The following is a 16,134-nucleotide window of genomic DNA, read 5'->3' on the forward strand; positions in this document are numbered from 1 at the left end:
GCCCGCGAGCACCGGCCGGGCGGAGGAGAACCGATCCGTAGGAGAAGGAAGGACCGACATGACCACCGAACTGCAACGCCGCAAGCTGGAGAAGGTCTTCGCCTCGTACGACGCGGACGGCGATGGCGTGATCGACGGGCTGGACATCACGGCGATGGCGCAGATCTGGTGCGACACGTACCAGGTCGCACCGTACTCGCCGGGCTGGCGCCGCATCCACGGTGCGGCGGCCCGGATGTGGCGCGGAATGCGCGGCAGCGACGGGCCTGACGGCGAGAAGCGGGTGACCGTCGCCGAGTGGGTGGCCTGGGCCGACAAGCCGGACTTCCCGGAGTTCGTCAGTAACGCGGCGGTGCCGTTCAGTCTGGCCGTCTTCGACGTGGCCGACGCCGACCGCGACGGGCGGATCAACCACGCGGAGATGTTCGCGGCGCAGCGCAAGAGCGGGATGCGTGCGGAGGAGACCCAGCGGGTTTTCGACAGGCTCGACACCGACCGGGACGGCTATCTCACCAGCGAGGAGTACGGCCGGGCGGCGCACGAGTTCTACCTCAGCGCCGACCCCGACGCACCGGGCAACGTGATCGCCGGGGAACTCTGAGCGGCGGTCGGAACCCTCGCGGCGACGCCACCGGTGGGCCGCTCGCGCCGTACCCCTCGACGCCCGGCCGCCGCCCCATCGGGGGCGGCGGCCGGGCGCCCGCCGTTCACCGGGTGCGTTGCCGGACGGTCATCGGCAGCGAGTCGACAGGCATGGTCATGGCCGGCACGGGCTTGGGCTGGTGGCCCGGCACCGGCTCCAGCCGCCAGCGGGCGGCGATGCTGGCCAGCGAGACGATCATCTCGGTCCAGGCGAACTGGTCGCCGATACAGCCGTGCACGCCGGTGGCGAACGGCATGAAGGCGCCGCGCGGCAGTGCCCGTGCCCGCTCCGGCAGCCACCGGTCAGGGTCGAAACGCTCCGGCTCGGGGTAGATCCGGGGGTTGTGGTGGACGGCGTGGAAGCTGTAGAGCACGTCCGAGCCGGCCGGGATCAGATAGCCGCCGAGCTCGGCGTCGCGGGCGGTCACCCGGTTGTTGAACAGACCTTGGGTACGCAGCCGCAACGTCTCGGAGAGCACCTGGCGGGTGTACTCCAGCGCCGCGACGTCGGCGTAGCCGGCCGCCCGCCCGTCGAGCACCCGGTCGACCTCGGCATGCAGCCGCCGCCGCACCTCGTCGTCCACCCCGATGTGGTGCAGCGCCCAGCAGAGCGTGTTGGCGATGGTGTTGCTGCCGGCGATGAAGAAGGTCATCACCTCGTCGTGAATCTGCTCGTCGCTCATCGCCGGCCGGCCGTCCTCGTCACGGGCGAGGAGCATCATCGACAGCAGGTCCCCGTGGTCGATGCCGGCCGCGCGGTACTCGGCGATGACCCGACGGATGGTGGCCCGCAGGTAGTCGACCGCGGCGTCGTACTCGCGGTTGGCGTGCGTCGGCAGACGGGTCAGCACACCGGTCAGGTCGGTGATCCGGCGGAACAGTCCGCCCAGAACGGTGGTGGTCGCCGCCATGAACCGGGGGCGGTCGACACTCCGGTCGCCAGCGAAGATGACCTCGACGACATTGCCGAGGGCCAGCTCGTCCATCTCCTTGTCGACGGCGAGACGCTGGCCCTCCTGCCAGGAGTCGAGCTTGCCGGCGACCATCCGGCTCATCAGTTCGGTGTAGTGGATGACCTTGTTGCGGTGGAAGGCGGGCTGGATCAGCGCCCGCTGCCGGCGGTGGAACTCGCCCTCGGAGATGCCCAGACCGTTGCCGAACATGGACCGGAAGCGTTCGGTCATCGGCCCGCCCCGGACGAAGGTGTCGCCGTCGCGGAGCAGCTCGCGCATCAGGGTCGGATCGTTGACCACGTATGCCGGGCGCCGGCCGAGCGCGATGGTGACGACCGGCTCACCGGACTGTAGTTCGAGCAGGAACTCGGCGGGCCGTCGTTTCATGTGCAGGCCGTGCCCGAGCACGGGTAGGCGGCCTGGCGCCGGCGCGGGCGTGCGCAGGGTGCTGGTCATGGTGCGTTCCCTCGGTGTCGGGCCGGCGCGGCTCGCCGCGTCGGCGAGGACGGTGACGGACCGGACCCGCCGGCGGATGCGACGGCGGTCCCGGGGCGGACTCAGCGGGAGAGCAGCGCCCCGGCGGCGTGCCAGACCCGCGACGATCCGATGGTCTGCCCGTTGGCCAGGTCCTGCAGGGTGATCTGCACCCGCCACGGGTCGAACCGCAGCACCTCGAAACCGGTGTCGGTGGGGCCGTCGGGCCAGACCGCGTACGGGTCGAAGCCGCGCCGCGTCGCCTCGGTGGCGACCAGGTCCCAGACGTGGCGCTTGGTGTCGCCCGGCTCCAGCCAGGTGGCGCGGCAGTCGACGAAGACAGCGTCGTGCGCGGGTGTCCAGTAGCTGCATGAGACGTACGGATTGCGGGCCAGGTGGGCGGTCTTGACCGGCGACCGTGAGGTGCTGACCCAGCCGGTGGGCCCGCCGTCACCGACCTCCCAGGAGACGTGCATGATGCGGCTGCGTGGCCGGTCGCGTCCGTCGACAGTGGCCACCGTGCACCAGCCGATCCCGGCGGTCAACCGCAGGAAGTCGTCACGGAGGTCAGCGAAGTCGTCGACCGGGTTGCTGAACGTGGAAGGCTCCATCACGAGATGGTAGAGCCGCAGCATCAGCCATCGCTATATGATTCTCAATTCTTGCGGTGGTACGGGCATCATCCGGCCCGCAACACCTTGCGCAGCGCCTCGATCACCCTGGCCTGGGTGTCCGGGTGCAGCGACGGATACATCGGCAGCGAGAAGACCTCCCCCGCCAGCCGCTCGGTCACCGGGAGCGAGCCGTCGCGGTAGCCGAGGTGGGCGAAGCCGCGCATGGTGTGCACCGGCCACCGGTAGCTGACGTTCAACTCGACGCCGTGCGGGCGCAGCTCCTCCAGGATCTCGTCGCGCTGCGGGTGCCGCACCACGTAGAGGTAGTACACATGCTCGTTGCCCGGCGCGGTGACCGGGAGGACGAGGCCGGTGCCGGCGAGCCCTTCGTCGTAGCGCCGGGCGATCGCACGGCGGGCGGCGAGGTAGCCGTCCAGGCGCCGCAGCTTGCGGCGCAGGATCTCCGCCTGCACCTCGTCCAGGCGGCTGTTCCGGCCGGGCGTCTCGACCACGTAGTAGCGGTCCTCCATGCCGTAGTACCGCAGCCGACGCAGGCTCCGCTCGACGTCGGGGTCGGCGGTGAGCGTCGCACCACCGTCGCCGTAGGCGCCCAGCACCTTCGTCGGGTAGAACGAGAAGGCTGCGGCGTCACCGAGCGAGCCGGCCAGGCGTCCCTGGTGCCGGGCGCCGTGCGCCTGCGCGCAGTCCTCCAGCACTCTCAGGCCCCGCTCGGCGGCGAGCGCGCGCAGCGGAGCCATCTGCACGCACTGGCCGTAGAGGTGTACCGGAAGCAACGCCCGGGTGCGCGCCGTGATCACCTCGGCGACCTGGTCGACCCGCATCAGGCAGGTCGCCTCGTCCACGTCGACGAAGACCGGTACCGCGCCCACGGCGTCGATGGCGAGCACCGTCGGCGCGGCGGTGTTGGCGACGGTCACCACCTCGTCGCCGGGGCGTACCCCCAGCGCCCAGAGGGCCAGCGAGATGGCGTCGGTGCCGTTCGCCAGGCCGACACAGTGCGGTGCGCCATGGTAGGCGGCGAACTCCCGCTCGAAGCCGCGCACGCTCTCGCCGAGTACCAGCCGTCCGGAGGAGAAGACCTGTTCCACCGCGCCGAGGATGTCCGCGCGCTCGGTCTCATACTCGGCCAGATAGCTCCAGACTCCGACGGTCATGGCGGCAGACCTCCCGGGACGCGTCGTCGCCGCGGTGCCTCACCCCGGCATCACCACCCCCGCATCCTAGAACGCCAGCTCTCGAACAGCTACACGTTCGTCAACCGATTGTGGTACTCGCGGCTGCGGGGCACTGGCCCGAACGGACGGAACCACGCCGTCCGCAGCGGTCGATGTCTTCGTCGGTTGGCACCGGATCCGGTGTCGGCGAACCGGCCGACAGGTACCCCTGTCGCCCTTCCCCAGCACCGCTTACACCTCTGTCAAGGCCCGCCTGACCTGCCAGGACACCGGGCGGCGTCGACATCATTGGCCCGTCCGCCAGCGCGTCGAAATTGCGCCGAATGAATTTCCCAGCGGCCGACTTGCCATCAATTGACAGTTGCAATTCGCATAGTAGGCTTCGTGCCGCAGGCGCCGCTCCTCGGTGTTGCCTCCTTCTTCCAGACAGCGCCGCCTGGCATGTTCCGGCCTCATTTCCGCACGTGACCAGGAGGACGTCCATGTCCCGTCCAAGACTGCGAGGGCCGTTCCGGCGTGCTGCCCATATCGGAGTGATCGCGCTCGTCGCCATCAGCAGCGGCGTGGTGCCGCCCCAGCCGGCCGCCGGCGCGTCGGTGCAACGGATCACCTCGACGGTGACCGGCAGTGACGGTGAGCCGTACCGCATCACCAACCACCTCACCAGGACGGCCCAGGCCGCCGAACGCCGAGGCGCACCCGCCCGCGAGTGGCTGCTGGTCTGGACCGGCGACGCCGCGCCCGGTCCCAACGGCAAGCCCGACCCGGACTTCCTCGCGGTCATCGACGCCACCCCCGGCTCGCCCGACTACGGGCGGGTGGCCAACACGGTCACCATCGACTCGGTCTTCGGCAACGAGCCGCACCACATGCAGTACACCTGGCGCAAGGGTGACAGCGTGTACGCGGGCGGCCTGCTCAGCGACACCGTCTTCATCTTCGACGTCAGCCGGCTGCCCAGGGTCTCCCTGAGCGGCGTGACGCTGCCGCACGACACTCCGTGCGGCTCGGTGCCGGACGCGTTCACCGTCCTGCGCGACGGCACCGCGTACGGCACGTACATGGGCGGCCCGGACATCGCCGGGCCCTGCACCTACTCGGACGGCCAGACCCGGGTGGGCAACGGCTTCGCCGGCTCCCCCGGCGAGGTGGTTCGCCTCGGCGCCGACGGCACCGTGCTGGCCGAGATGCCGGCGGCGAAGAAGGAGGCCGAGGATCCGGTCTTCTGCCCCAACCAGCCGGTGCTGCCCGTGGCGACCTGCGCCAACCCGCACGGCATCGCGCTGCGCGAGGATCTGGACCGACTGGTCACAAGCGACTTCGTCGAGGTCCGGCACGTGGTCGCCGGCCTCGTGACCGACCCCAACCTGCAACGCCGCACGGTACGCACCTACGACATCAGCGACCGGAACCGGCCTCGGCTGCTGTCCCTGTCCTACCTGCCCGACGGTCCCCGCGCCGACGACGAGTTCAGCCGGGAGGGCATGCTCGCCATGGAACCCGCGGTGACCAACAAGCGCAGGCACCGAGGTGCGTTCGTGGCCACCGGGATGGGTGCGGTCTACTACACACCGGACATCACCAAGCGGAAGCTGACCTGGCGGCAGGTCTTCGACGACGCGACCGCCTTCCGCCGGCTCTACCCGCGGAACACCCCGACCAGCGCAGCCGACGGCGGCAGCTGGCTCATGGTGAGCCCGGACGACAGATTCCTGTTCCACACGGTGATGTTCGGCGGCAACGACTCGCCGGCGGTGAACGCCGAGTCCGGCATGGTCTATGTGTTGGACATCCGCCGCCTCCTGGCCACCGGCAGCCGGACCTCCTGCCAGATCGACACGATCACCGAGACCGTACGCGGCGGCGCCGAGTGGGACTGCCCGGCGCTGGTGGGCGCTTTGCCCATCGTCGACACTACGCTCGGCGGCCCGCACTGGGGAGCGATGGACACCTTCCAGCGTGTGCCGGGCGGACGGCACTTCCGCCAGACCGACCGGGTCTCCCGCGTGGTCACTTCGAACTACTTCGTGGCTCCCACCGGCCTCGACGGCGACGCCCGGGTCTGCATGGCACTGGTCGGTCCGACGGGACGGCTCACCGAGGACCGGGCGTTCCGCGACGAGCACACGGGCAGGCGCTGCCTGAGCTTCGACCGGACGAGTTGGCCGCACGGCGACACCGGCAAGGCGAATCCGCACGGGCTGCTCTTCGCGGTGGCCGACGCGCAGCTGCGCTGACATCCGACCGACGGCGGGCGGCGCGGCGCCGTCCGCCGTCGGCTCCGCCGAAGGGGTGTCGGGTCGGCTCAGACCAGAGCGGTGAGCCGGGGCACCACGTCGGCCGGGGTCGGCAGCGCGGCGATCTCGGCGCGCACCTCCCGGGTCACCCGGCCCAGCTCCACATCGGCGAGCAGCCGGCCGATCGTCACGGCGTCCAGCTCCCGGATCCCGCCCAGCACGTGCGCCAGCCCCCGGGCGCGTAACAGCTCGCCGGTGACCAGTTCGTCCGGCGAGCCGGGCAGCACCAGCTGACGAACGCCGAGCGCCGCGCAGGTGAGGGTGGTGCCGTCCCCGCCGTGGTGAATCGCGGCAGCGCAGCCACGCAGCAGTTGGTTCAACGGCACCCAGCCGGTGACACGCACGTTCGGCGGCAGGTCCGCCGGCGCGGCAGACTCCCCGATCGCCAACACGAACTCGACATCCAGCTCGGACGCGGCGGCGAGCACCCGCTCGACACCGGCGGCGAAGCGGTCCGGCCCGCCGAGGGTGCCGAAGGTGACCGCGATCCGCGGACGGGTGACCGGTTCCCGGAGCCAGTCGGGCACGGTCCCGCCGCCGTTGTACGGCACGTACCGCATGGAGAGTTCGGCCGGCCCGCCCTCCACCAGGCTGGGTGGCGCGATGTCGACCGTGCTGATGCCCTCGGGTAGTGCCACCCCGTGCCGGCGCAGCGCCACCGCGCCGGGCAGCTCGCGCAGCAGCCGCGGAGTGAACCGGGCCAGCCCGAGGCTGTGCGCCACGGCAGGCACCTTCAGTTTGGCGGCGACGACCGGACCGACCGCGAAGATCGGATCGTACACCACCAGGTCCGGCTGGACCCACTCGGCCAGCGCGACGTGGGCGTCCACGAACGGATCCCAGGCCGCAACAATGTGCGGCTTGCGCTCCTCCATCTCGCCGATCGGGTCGGCGCCGATGGGCTCGAAGAGGCGCGGTACGTCCCGGATGAACTGCGCCTGCATGTCCGAGGTGGTCCGTCCGGGCACGGCGTCCAGGACCGGCAGCCCGGCCCGGGCCACCGCCAGCGCGTCGCCGGCGGTGACGAAGGTGACCTCGTGCCCGGCAGCGCGGAACCCCCAGCCGAGCGGTACCAGCGGGAACGCGTGGCCGATGGCCGGACCCGGAATGAACACTACGCGCATGGCTTCTGCTCTCCCTCTCGCCGGGGCGGGCGGTCGACGCCGGGGGGCCGGCGCAGCTCGTCGTGCCAGAAGTCGGCGACCGCCCGGTACAGGTCACGCCGGGGCCACCAGCCGAGCGCCGTCGCGGCCGCAGCCGGGTCCACGCACGACCACTGCGTCGCGTCCCGCCAGCTCGGTGGGTCGGCACGCTCCACCACCGTCGCCGGTACCCCGCTGACCTCCACCAGGAGCCGCACCAACGCCCGCACCGGCACCGCCTCGCCCCGGCCGATGTCGAGCACCCGGCCGGTCACCGGGCGTTCGGCGGCGGCCAGCACGGCCGCGGCGGCGTCCCGGACGTCGACGAAGTCGCGCCGGGCCACCAGCGGGGCGAGCGTCACCTCCGTCGCGACACCGGCCCGCGCTGCCGGTACCAGCGCGCCGGCGACCCGGCCCAGCAGGCTGGTCGCGGGGAGTCCTGGACCGAGCGCGTTCACCAGGCGCAGCACCACGGCGTCGACGTGACCAGCCTCGGTGGCCGCCAGCACCGCGCGGGTCGCGGCGAGCTTCGCCCTGCCGTAGGCGGTACCAGGCAGGGGCGTACGGTGCGGATCAGCCAGTCGGCCCGGCGGCTGCGGGCCGTGTTCCAGCACCGAGCCGAGATGGACCAGCCGTGGCCGGCAGTCGGTACGGCGCAGCGCGGCGAGCAGCAGGCCGCTGAGCCTGGTGCAGCGCTCGGCCATCCGGTCGGGGTCGAGCCCCCAACTGCTGCCGGTGGCGTCGACGATGGTGGCCGGACCTGCGCCGTCGAGGAGCCCGGCCAGCGTCTGCGGGTCGGTACGGCCGAGGTCGAGCATGGTGAACCGGTGCCGGCGCCGGTCGGCCGGGGCGCGGCGCGCCACCGTCAGCACCTCGTGGCCGCTGTCGGCGAAGGCGTCCGCGACGTGCCGGCCGACGAAGCCGGTGCCGCCCAGCACGACCACCCGCGGCCGGCCGCCGGTCACGACGCACCCGCCGGCCGGGCGAGCCACAGACCCCAGCGGAACGGCTCAGCCTCGACGTGCGCGGCGGCGAGCCCGGCCCGGCCGAACGCGGCGGCGAAGTCCGCCGGCCGAAACAGCGTCAGCTCGGTCGTCGCCGTGTCCTGCCGGATGCCCGTCTGCGGGTCCGCGTACGCCTGGTGCACGGTCATCCGGATTCGGTCGTGCGCGTCGTCCAGCCACCTGGAGTGGGACAGCCGGATCACCACCCGGCCCTGTTCCTGCACCATGTCGCGGGCCACGTAGCCGGGAACGAACGCCTCCGGCGGATACCAGGGTTCCACCGCCAGCACGCCGTGCGGGCTCAGGTGGGCGGCGAGCCGTGCCACCGTCCGGTCCAGCTCTACGGTGTCGCGCAGGTGCGGTACCGCGAAGAGGCAGACCACCGCGTCGAAGACGGCGGCCAGGTCCAGGTCACGCATGTCGCCGTGGTGCAGTGTCGCGCCCGGCACGCGGGTGGCCGCGCGCGCCAGCATCTCCGCCGACAGGTCCACGCCGGTCACCGGGGCGAAGTGTGCCCGCAGGTGTGCCAGGTGCAGCCCGGTGCCGCAGGCCACGTCGAGCAGTGAGGCGGCGGTGGGGTTCCGGTGCCGGACCAGGCGGGCGAGCGCGTCGGCCTCGGCCCGGTGATCGCGGCCCCGGTGCCGCATCACCAGGTCGTAGACCTCGGCGTAGCCGGCGCGGTAGATGCTCACGGTGTCGGCGCCCTCACCTGACGCACACCGTCGGCACGTAGTGGATCCACCGGCCGCCGGCGGCCCGGAACCCGGTCTCCTTCGCCATGATCTCGTCGGCGTGGTTCCAGGCGAAGAGCAGGGCGTAGTCGGGGTACGGGTCGGCGAAGGCCGCGGGTGGACGGACCGGGATGTGCGCACCGGGGGTCAGCCGGCCCTGCTTGGCCGGGGTGGTGTCGCAGACGTACGCGACCAGCTCCGGCCCGAGCCCGCAGTAGTTGGTGACCGTGGCGCTCTTCGCGGTGGCCCCGTAGGCGGCGACCGTGCGGCCCTGCTCCCTCAGCGAGCGCAGCAACGTGACCAGGTCCTGCCGGGTACGGGCGACGTCGGCGGCGAACCGGCGCAACGCCTCCGCCCCGGTCACTCCCCGCTCCTGCTCCTCACGCAGGAGCTCGGCGACGGCCGCGGACGGGGTGCGTCGCCCGGTGTGGGCGAGGGTGTAGCGCACCTCACCCCCGTGCACCGGCAGCCGGCGAACGTCAACCAGCTCCAGCCCGAAGCGGGCGGCGGTGGCCCGCACCGAGTGGGCGGTGAAGTAGTAGAAGTGCTCGTCGTAGATCTGGTCGAAGGCGGCCTTGGCGAGGATGTCGCCCAGGTACGGGTCCTCGAAGACGAAGACGCCGTCGGGGGCGAGCAGCAGCCGCGCTCCGCGCAGTACCGAGTCGAGATAGGGCAGATGGCACACCGTGTTGGCGGCGTAGATGACGTCCGCCGGTCCGTCGGCGGCGAGTACCCCGGCCGCGGTCTCCTCCTCGAAGAAGGTGGTGCTCACCCGTACTCCCTGCCGCCGGGCGAGTTCGGCCACCCCGGCGGACGGCTCGAAGCCGAGGTGCCGCACGCCCGCCTTGGCCACCGTCCGCAGCATCACCCCGTCGTTGGCGCCCAGCTCGACACAGAACGCGCCGGGCCGGGTCAGCTCGGTGCCGAGCAGTTCCCGGCCCGTGGCGGTGAAGTGCGCGCGCATCACCGCCGACAGCGACGAGCGGTACGGATAGTCGTGGTGGAACATCCGCTCGCGGGGCACCTCCTCGACGAGCTGGACCATCGTGCAGTCGGCGCAGCGGGCCAGTGCGAGGCGGTAGAAGAACTCGTCGGCGAGTTCGGTGGGGCGTGGAAACGCGTCGGAGAGTGGGTGTCGACCGAGGTCGAGCATTTCGGCGACCGGGCCGCCGCAGATCCGACAGCCGTGGCCGGTGGCGACGGCCATCTTCCTGGTCACCCGTGCGCCGCCGGCCGGGGCGGTGCGGCCTTGTGGGCGACGATGACGACGCAGCCGACCTTGGTCCGCAGGACGTCGAGCACGGCCGGCATCTCGGCCAGGAAGGCGTCGATCTTCTCGGCCCCGTGGGCGGCGGCGAGCGTCTCGCGCCGCTGCCGCACCCGCTCGTAGTACGCCGGGAACGAGCGGCTGATCTTGTCACCGCAGCTGAGGAACTCGTCGACCACGAACCCCGCGTCGCGGACCAGGTCGAACGCGGCCATCGGCGGGCCGGGCGGGGCGAGGGTGAAATCGGTGAGGATCTGCCGGTCCCGCTCGGTGAGCGGGGCGTCCTCGGCGAGATCGGTGAGCACCACCCGGCCGCCCGGCTTGAGCACGCGGTGGATCTCGGCCAGCCACTGCTGGCGGTCCTGAGCGTGCACGAGGGACTCGAAGGCGAGCACCTTGTCGAAGGAGGCGTCCGCGTAGCTCAGCGCGCCGGCGTCGCCCAACTCGAAGCGGACCTGGCCGCGCAGCCCGGACTCGTTCACGCGCTCCCGGGCCCGCTTGAGGTGCTCGGTGCTGTTGGTGATACCGGTGATGTCGGCGTCGCTGCGCTGGCCGAGGCGGATCGCCGGTTCGCCGGCCCCGCACCCGAGGTCCAGGAGTCGCTGCCCGGGACGCAGCGCGAGTCGGTCACCCACGATGTCGGTGAACCGGTTGATGGCCTCCAGGAAGGGTGTGGGGTCGTCGTCGTCCTCCCACCACCCGAAGTGGATGTTTCCGCCGAGCACCTCGACGGCCCAGGCGCCGTCGTCGTAGATCTCCGCTACCTCGTCGACCTCGACCAGCTCGCGTGTGGACACGTCCGCTCCTCACTCCCGACGGCACCTGCTGCTTGAGAATGTTATAGCCAGCGACGGGCGAGTGTCCACGTGACGGCCACCCGTCGGGCGATGCCGGAGCGCTGACCACATCGGAGCGAGATTTGCCGGCGTCCGGATGGAAGAATGCGACGCGCGGACCCGACGAGCGTGACCGGAGCGAAACGTCCTGCTACTATATGTTTGTGAACGCAATATCCCGTACGACCGACTTGTCCGCACAGCAGACCGGCACTCCCGCTGTCGACGTCACCCGGTTGCGCAAATCCTACGGCGAGGTGCGCGCCGTCGACGGGGTTGACCTGCGCGTGCCGGCCGGCAGTGTCTACGGAGTACTCGGCCCCAACGGTGCCGGCAAGACCACAATCGTTCGAACACTCGCCACCCTCATCCCGCCCGACAGCGGCGAGGTCCGCGTACTCGGCCACGACGTGGTGCGCGAGGCCGGCGCGATCCGCGATCGGATCGGGCTGACCGGGCAGTATTCGTCCGTCGACGAGGAGCTGTCCGGCCGGGACAACCTCGTCCTGCTCGCCCGGCTGCGGGGCTTCTCCTGGGGCTCGGCGCGCAGCCGCGCCGAGGAACTGCTCGCCACGTTCGACCTCGACGAGGCCGCCTCCCGGCTCGTGCGGACCTACTCCGGTGGCATGCGCCGACGGCTGGACATCGCCAGCAGCACGATCGTGACGCCCGACCTGATGTTCCTCGACGAGCCGACGACCGGGCTCGACCCACACAGCCGCAACCAGGTATGGGAGCTGGTCCGGAGCATGGTCGCCGAGGGCGCCACCGTCCTGCTCACCACGCAGTACCTCGACGAGGCAGACCAGCTCGCCGACCGGATCGCGGTCATCGACCACGGCCGGGTCATCGCCGAGGGCACCCCGGTGGAGCTGAAACGGTCGGTGGGGTCGAGCGTGCTGCGAGTGCGACTGCGCGCCGCCGAGCAGCGAGAGACGGCCGAACGAATGCTGGCCGAGGCCCTGGGCACCTCGGTGCGCACCGGAGCCGACCGGGCAGAGCTGACCGCGCAGGTCGCCGCGGAGGATGAGGCCACCCGGGCGCTGGCTGCCCTCAGCAACGCCGGCATCGGGCTGGCCGAGTACTCCTTCGGCCACGCCACGTTGGATCAGGTGTTCCTCGCCCTCACCGGGCACCCCGCGGACGGCGAGCGGCCCGGGACCGACCCCGAGGAGGCAGCGTGAGCAGCGCAGTGGAAGCTGGTACCGGCCGGGACGTGTCATCCCTCGCCGCGGCGCGGCCACGGCGACCCGGCGCCATGTCGTCCACTCTGACCTTCGCCTGGCGGGCGGTGCAGAAGGTACGCCGTGACCCGACGCAGATCCTTGAGGCACTCGGTGTGCCGATCATGTTCACGCTGGTCTTCGGTTTCCTCTTCGGTGGCGCCCTGGCTGGCTCGACCTCCAGCTACATGCAGTTCTACATCCCGGGCATCGTGGTCTTCACCGGGATCATGATCAGCATGCGGATCGGCGCAGTGGTCAACCTGGACAACTCCCGGGAGGTGTCCGACCGCTTCCGCGCACTCGCCATCTGGCGTCCCGCCGCCATCGTCGGCACCCTGCTCGGCAACAACGTGCTCTACGTCGTCGGCTGCGCGGTCGCCGTGGCGGTCGGTCTCGCGGTCGGCTTCCGGCCGGAGGGCGGAACGCTCGGCGTCCTGGCCACAATCTTGATCACCCTGGTCTTCGTCTTCTCCTTCTCCTGGGTGTACGTGGTCTTCGGGCTCGCCCTGAAGTCGCCGACCGCCGCATTGAGTGCCTGCCAGGCCATCGTCTTCCCGGTGTCGTTCGTCAGCAACTTCTTCGTGCCGCAGGAGACGCTGCCCGGCTGGCTCCAGGCCGTGGTGGGCCTGAACCCGTTCGCGCTGACAATCACTGCCGCCCGTGGTCTGGCCCACGGTACGGCGACCGCCGGAGAGGTCGGTGCGGCACTGGTCGGCTGCGCGGCGCTGGTAGCGATCTTCGGCCCGCTATCCATGGTCCTGTACCGGCGCCGGGCCTGACCCACCCGGCAGGTACGCGGCCACGACCATCACCTTTGCGTACGCAATACCGATTACACGAGAAGGGAACACGGCTACCCCGTGGACAGCGACCGTATGACCCAGCCACCTGCCGTCACCGCGCAGATGCTCATCCGCAAGCCCGCCGCCGAGGTCTTCCAGGCGTTCGCGGACCCGGCGGTGACCACGAAGTTCTGGTTCACCGAGAGCAGCGGACGGCTCGAACCCGGCGCCACCGTCACCTGGACCTGGGGGATGTACGGCGTCTCCACCGTGGTGACCGTCAAGGAGGTCGAGGAGAACAGCCGCATCCTGGCCGAGTGGGACTCGGAGTCCCCCACCCAGCTCGAGTGGCGGTTCCTACCCGGCGAGGGCGACACCACCCTGGTTCGGGTCACCGAGACCGGATTCACCGGCACCGCCGACGAGGCCGTGGCGAAGGCGATTGACTCGATGGGCGGATTCACCATGGTGCTGTGCGCCTGTAAGGCGCTGCTGGAGCAGGGGGTACTGCTCAACGCGGTCGGAGACGCCCACCCCACCGGCTTCGAGGACTGAGCACCCGCGCGGCGGGTGGACCGGGCGTCCACCCGCCGTCGGCTCAGCCGGGGTCCAGCAGGCCGCGCAGGCAGGCGATCAGGCTACGCGCCGAGACGTTCACGTAGTTGCTGTGCCGGAGCAGTTCCGAGAGCTGGTGCAGGGTCACCCAGCGGTACTGGTCGGTCTCCAGGTCGGCGTCGTCGGTCTCCACGACCAGGTAACTGCTGCGGGCGCGGTAGAGCCGGCCGCCCTCCTCGGAGAGGATCGCACGGAACCGGACCCGCTCCGGCGGCGCGTTCAGTACCTGGTCCAGAAAGGGCGGACGCGCCGCGGCAGGTAGGTAGGCGAGCGTGGCTGGCGTGCACTGCACCGTCGGTGCCAGTTCCACCACGTCGACGAAGCCGGCTTCGACCCGGGCGTGCGCCAGTACGTGCAGCACGCCGTCGATCCGGGTAGCCAGGAACGCCACCACCCCCTGGCCGCAGGGTCGCAGCATCGGCTGCGACCAGCTCGCCACCTCTCGCCCCTCGGCGTCGACGTCGACGCCGATAACCTCGAAGAAGAGCCCGCTGTCGTGGCGCAACGACACCTCGCCGAGGTGCCATGCCGCCTGCCCGCGCAGCGCGGTCCGGTCGGCGCCTACCTCGGTACGACTGCGCGCGTCGGTGATCCAGTGCAGCAGCTCGCCGGTGGTGTGCCGACCGCCCCACCCGGGATGGCAGGAGCGGTGCAGCGCCTCGGTGAAGGCGTCCGGGTCGGGGAACGCCGCCCGGACCGTCAGCTCCGCCGGTAGGCAGGAGAGCACCGTACGGATGTCCATGTTGACCAGGTCGTCGTGGCGGAGGAGCCGGTGCAGTTGGGCGATGGTGAGCCAGCGGAACCCGGGCGGCGGCACGATGTCGTCCTCGGTGAGGACCACCATGTTGCGGTTGCGCTTGCGCAGGAACCAGGATCCGTGCTCGGACTGACGCACATCCACCAGTACCCGGCCCGGCTCCGGGTTGCGAAAGTGGTGCAGGAACGGCACCGGACGGCCGCCGTGCACACCCGTCCAGTTGCTCCGCGTGGCCTGGACGGTGGGTGCGAGCTGCTGGCCGTCCTGGTTGCCGGGTTCCGCCTTGGCCTGCACCAGCACCCGCAGGGTTTCGCCGTCGTGGCGGGCGAGCAGGCCGAGGATGCCCACTTCGGGCTGGTGCAGCACCGGCTGGTCCCAGCGAGGGACTGCCGCGCCGGGCATCTCGATGGAGAGCCCCTCCACCCGGAAGAACCGGCCGCTCTGGTGGGCCAGCACCCCGGTCTCGGCGTCCTGCCGCCAGCCGCGCAGGCCGGCCAGGGGCACCACGTCCACCCGCATCCCGGCCTGTCGGCGCCACTCGCCCAGCCACTCGTGAACGTCGGCGTCGGGGTCTTCCGTCGCGATGACGTGCCGGTCCGCGCAGCGCGGCTGCGACATCCATGATGGTGAGGTCGTCTCCTTCATGCGGCCCCCTTCGCCTGTCCCAACACCCACACCAGTCAGCCAACTTACTTCTATATTCTATAGCGATAAGCGGTGGCGGGCAGGTCCCGGCGCGACCCCGTCACCGCACCGGCCCACATCGGCAGGACAGGGAGAAGGCGAGCACCATGGACGAGGCCACCGGACCGCCGCCGCTGCCGATGTGGCCGGTCGACGCCGATGTCGGCTACGTGACGGCGCGGCTGCGTCTGGCAGAGGCGGAGCGCCGTCTGCGCGACGAGATCGAACGGGTCGCCGCCGCGCGGCGGGAACTACCCCTGGGCGCGTTGGTGGCCGACCACGCGCTCACCGAGGGGCCGGCCGATCTGTCCGCGGCCGGCCCGCTGCGCGCCATCCGGCTCTCCGCGCTCTTCGGCGCGTACCGCACGCTCGTCGTCTACCACCTGATGTTCCATCCGGACTGGCAATCCGCCTGCCCGATGTGCTCGCTCTGGGTGGACGGGTTCCACGGCGTCGCCCACCACCTTCGGCAACGTACCGCCTTCGTCGTGATCGGCAAGGCACCGGCGAGAGCGCTCCGCGCCTGGGGCGCCCGGCGCGGCTGGGACGGGCTGCGGCTGCTCTCCAGCCACGGCACCGACTTCAACGCCGACCTACGGGCGGAGTACCGCAACGGCGACCAGCGGCCGATGATCAGCGTGTTGGTCCGCACCGACGACGGCGTCCGCCACTTCTACAGCCAGCCGGCCAACTTCGTCGACGGGGCCGAGCGCGGCATCGACCTGCTCTCTCCGGTGTGGAACGTGCTCGACCTGCTCCCCGACGGACGCGGGGACTGGTACGCCGGCAACACCTACCCACGACTGACCGGGCTGACCGAGCCGACCGATCGACCCATGTGATCCGCTGTCGGCGCTGCCTAGTCTCGTCATTGTTCACCGACGCAACACCCGCCGCCGTGCTCCGGCCACCGC

Annotated in this window: 15 protein-coding genes; 6 read left to right on the forward strand and 9 right to left on the reverse strand. The window is 71.2% G+C overall.

Annotated features, from left to right (window positions below; translation table 11 throughout):
• The first annotated feature begins 58 nt into the window (after positions 1–58).
• On the forward strand, positions 59–601 hold the full coding sequence (locus tag O7601_RS24945) for an EF-hand domain-containing protein (RefSeq protein ID WP_281563526.1): 543 nt from the start codon (positions 59–61) through the stop codon (positions 599–601).
• 106 nt (positions 602–707) lie between these two features.
• Here the strand turns inward: O7601_RS24945 and O7601_RS24950 are convergent, their stop codons facing one another.
• From O7601_RS24950 to O7601_RS24960, 3 genes are all read right to left on the reverse strand, one after another.
• Complete coding sequence (locus tag O7601_RS24950) at positions 708–2,051, reverse strand: cytochrome P450 (RefSeq protein ID WP_281563527.1); 1,344 nt, start codon at positions 2,049–2,051, stop codon at positions 708–710.
• Between the two features lie 101 nt (positions 2,052–2,152).
• The gene (locus O7601_RS24955) at positions 2,153–2,680 is read right to left on the reverse strand and encodes a pyridoxamine 5'-phosphate oxidase family protein (protein WP_281563528.1); all 528 of its coding nucleotides are present in this window, start codon (positions 2,678–2,680) and stop codon (positions 2,153–2,155) included.
• Positions 2,681–2,748: 68 nt separating this feature from the next.
• Positions 2,749–3,858, reverse strand: coding sequence for a DegT/DnrJ/EryC1/StrS family aminotransferase (locus O7601_RS24960; protein ID WP_281563529.1), 1,110 nt, complete (start codon positions 3,856–3,858; stop codon positions 2,749–2,751).
• A gap of 503 nt (positions 3,859–4,361) precedes the next feature.
• Here O7601_RS24960 and O7601_RS24965 point away from each other — a divergent pair.
• The gene (locus tag O7601_RS24965; RefSeq protein WP_281563530.1) at positions 4,362–6,116 is read left to right on the forward strand and encodes a hypothetical protein; all 1,755 of its coding nucleotides are present in this window, start codon (positions 4,362–4,364) and stop codon (positions 6,114–6,116) included.
• A gap of 68 nt (positions 6,117–6,184) precedes the next feature.
• Here the strand turns inward: O7601_RS24965 and O7601_RS24970 are convergent, their stop codons facing one another.
• The 5 genes from O7601_RS24970 to O7601_RS24990 are packed head-to-tail and all read right to left on the reverse strand — an operon-like array spanning position 6,185 to position 11,117.
• Positions 6,185–7,300, reverse strand: a complete 1,116-nt coding sequence (locus O7601_RS24970) for a nucleotide disphospho-sugar-binding domain-containing protein (RefSeq protein WP_281563531.1) — start codon at positions 7,298–7,300, stop codon at positions 6,185–6,187.
• Positions 7,291–8,283: an NAD(P)-dependent oxidoreductase gene (locus tag O7601_RS24975; protein ID WP_281563532.1), complete on the reverse strand. Its 993-nt coding sequence runs from the start codon at positions 8,281–8,283 to the stop codon at positions 7,291–7,293. The genes O7601_RS24970 and O7601_RS24975 overlap by 10 nt, the downstream gene beginning before the upstream one ends.
• On the reverse strand, positions 8,280–9,014 hold the full coding sequence (locus O7601_RS24980; protein WP_281563533.1) for a class I SAM-dependent methyltransferase: 735 nt from the start codon (positions 9,012–9,014) through the stop codon (positions 8,280–8,282). The genes O7601_RS24975 and O7601_RS24980 overlap by 4 nt, the downstream gene beginning before the upstream one ends.
• 13 nt (positions 9,015–9,027) lie before the next feature.
• Positions 9,028–10,260: a class I SAM-dependent methyltransferase gene (locus O7601_RS24985; RefSeq protein WP_281567025.1), complete on the reverse strand. Its 1,233-nt coding sequence runs from the start codon at positions 10,258–10,260 to the stop codon at positions 9,028–9,030.
• Positions 10,261–10,268: 8 nt separating this feature from the next.
• The gene (locus O7601_RS24990) at positions 10,269–11,117 is read right to left on the reverse strand and encodes a class I SAM-dependent methyltransferase (RefSeq protein WP_281563534.1); all 849 of its coding nucleotides are present in this window, start codon (positions 11,115–11,117) and stop codon (positions 10,269–10,271) included.
• Positions 11,118–11,329: 212 nt separating this feature from the next.
• Here O7601_RS24990 and O7601_RS24995 point away from each other — a divergent pair, with 212 nt between their 5' ends.
• The 3 genes from O7601_RS24995 to O7601_RS25005 all read left to right on the forward strand — a co-directional run bounded on the left by O7601_RS24995 (position 11,330) and on the right by O7601_RS25005 (position 13,719).
• Positions 11,330–12,340: an ATP-binding cassette domain-containing protein gene (locus O7601_RS24995; RefSeq protein ID WP_281567026.1), complete on the forward strand. Its 1,011-nt coding sequence runs from the start codon at positions 11,330–11,332 to the stop codon at positions 12,338–12,340.
• The gene (locus O7601_RS25000) at positions 12,337–13,161 is read left to right on the forward strand and encodes an ABC transporter permease (RefSeq protein WP_281563535.1); all 825 of its coding nucleotides are present in this window, start codon (positions 12,337–12,339) and stop codon (positions 13,159–13,161) included. Before O7601_RS24995 ends, O7601_RS25000 begins: the two co-directional genes overlap by 4 nt.
• 96 nt (positions 13,162–13,257) lie before the next feature.
• Positions 13,258–13,719, forward strand: coding sequence for an SRPBCC family protein (locus O7601_RS25005; RefSeq protein WP_281563536.1), 462 nt, complete (start codon positions 13,258–13,260; stop codon positions 13,717–13,719).
• A gap of 43 nt (positions 13,720–13,762) precedes the next feature.
• On the opposite strand, the gene O7601_RS25010 is transcribed toward O7601_RS25005, so the two are convergent.
• Positions 13,763–15,181, reverse strand: coding sequence for an NDP-hexose 2,3-dehydratase family protein (locus tag O7601_RS25010; protein WP_281563537.1), 1,419 nt, complete (start codon positions 15,179–15,181; stop codon positions 13,763–13,765).
• 146 nt (positions 15,182–15,327) lie between these two features.
• Between O7601_RS25010 and O7601_RS25015 the strand changes: the two genes are divergently transcribed.
• A complete protein-coding gene (locus O7601_RS25015; RefSeq protein WP_281563538.1) occupies positions 15,328–16,062 on the forward strand; it encodes a DUF899 family protein in 735 nt (244 codons plus the stop codon).
• Positions 16,063–16,134: the final 72 nt, after the last annotated feature.

The sequence above is a fragment of the Verrucosispora sp. WMMD573 genome, from assembly GCF_027497175.1.
Taxonomy (GTDB): domain Bacteria; phylum Actinomycetota; class Actinomycetes; order Mycobacteriales; family Micromonosporaceae; genus Micromonospora.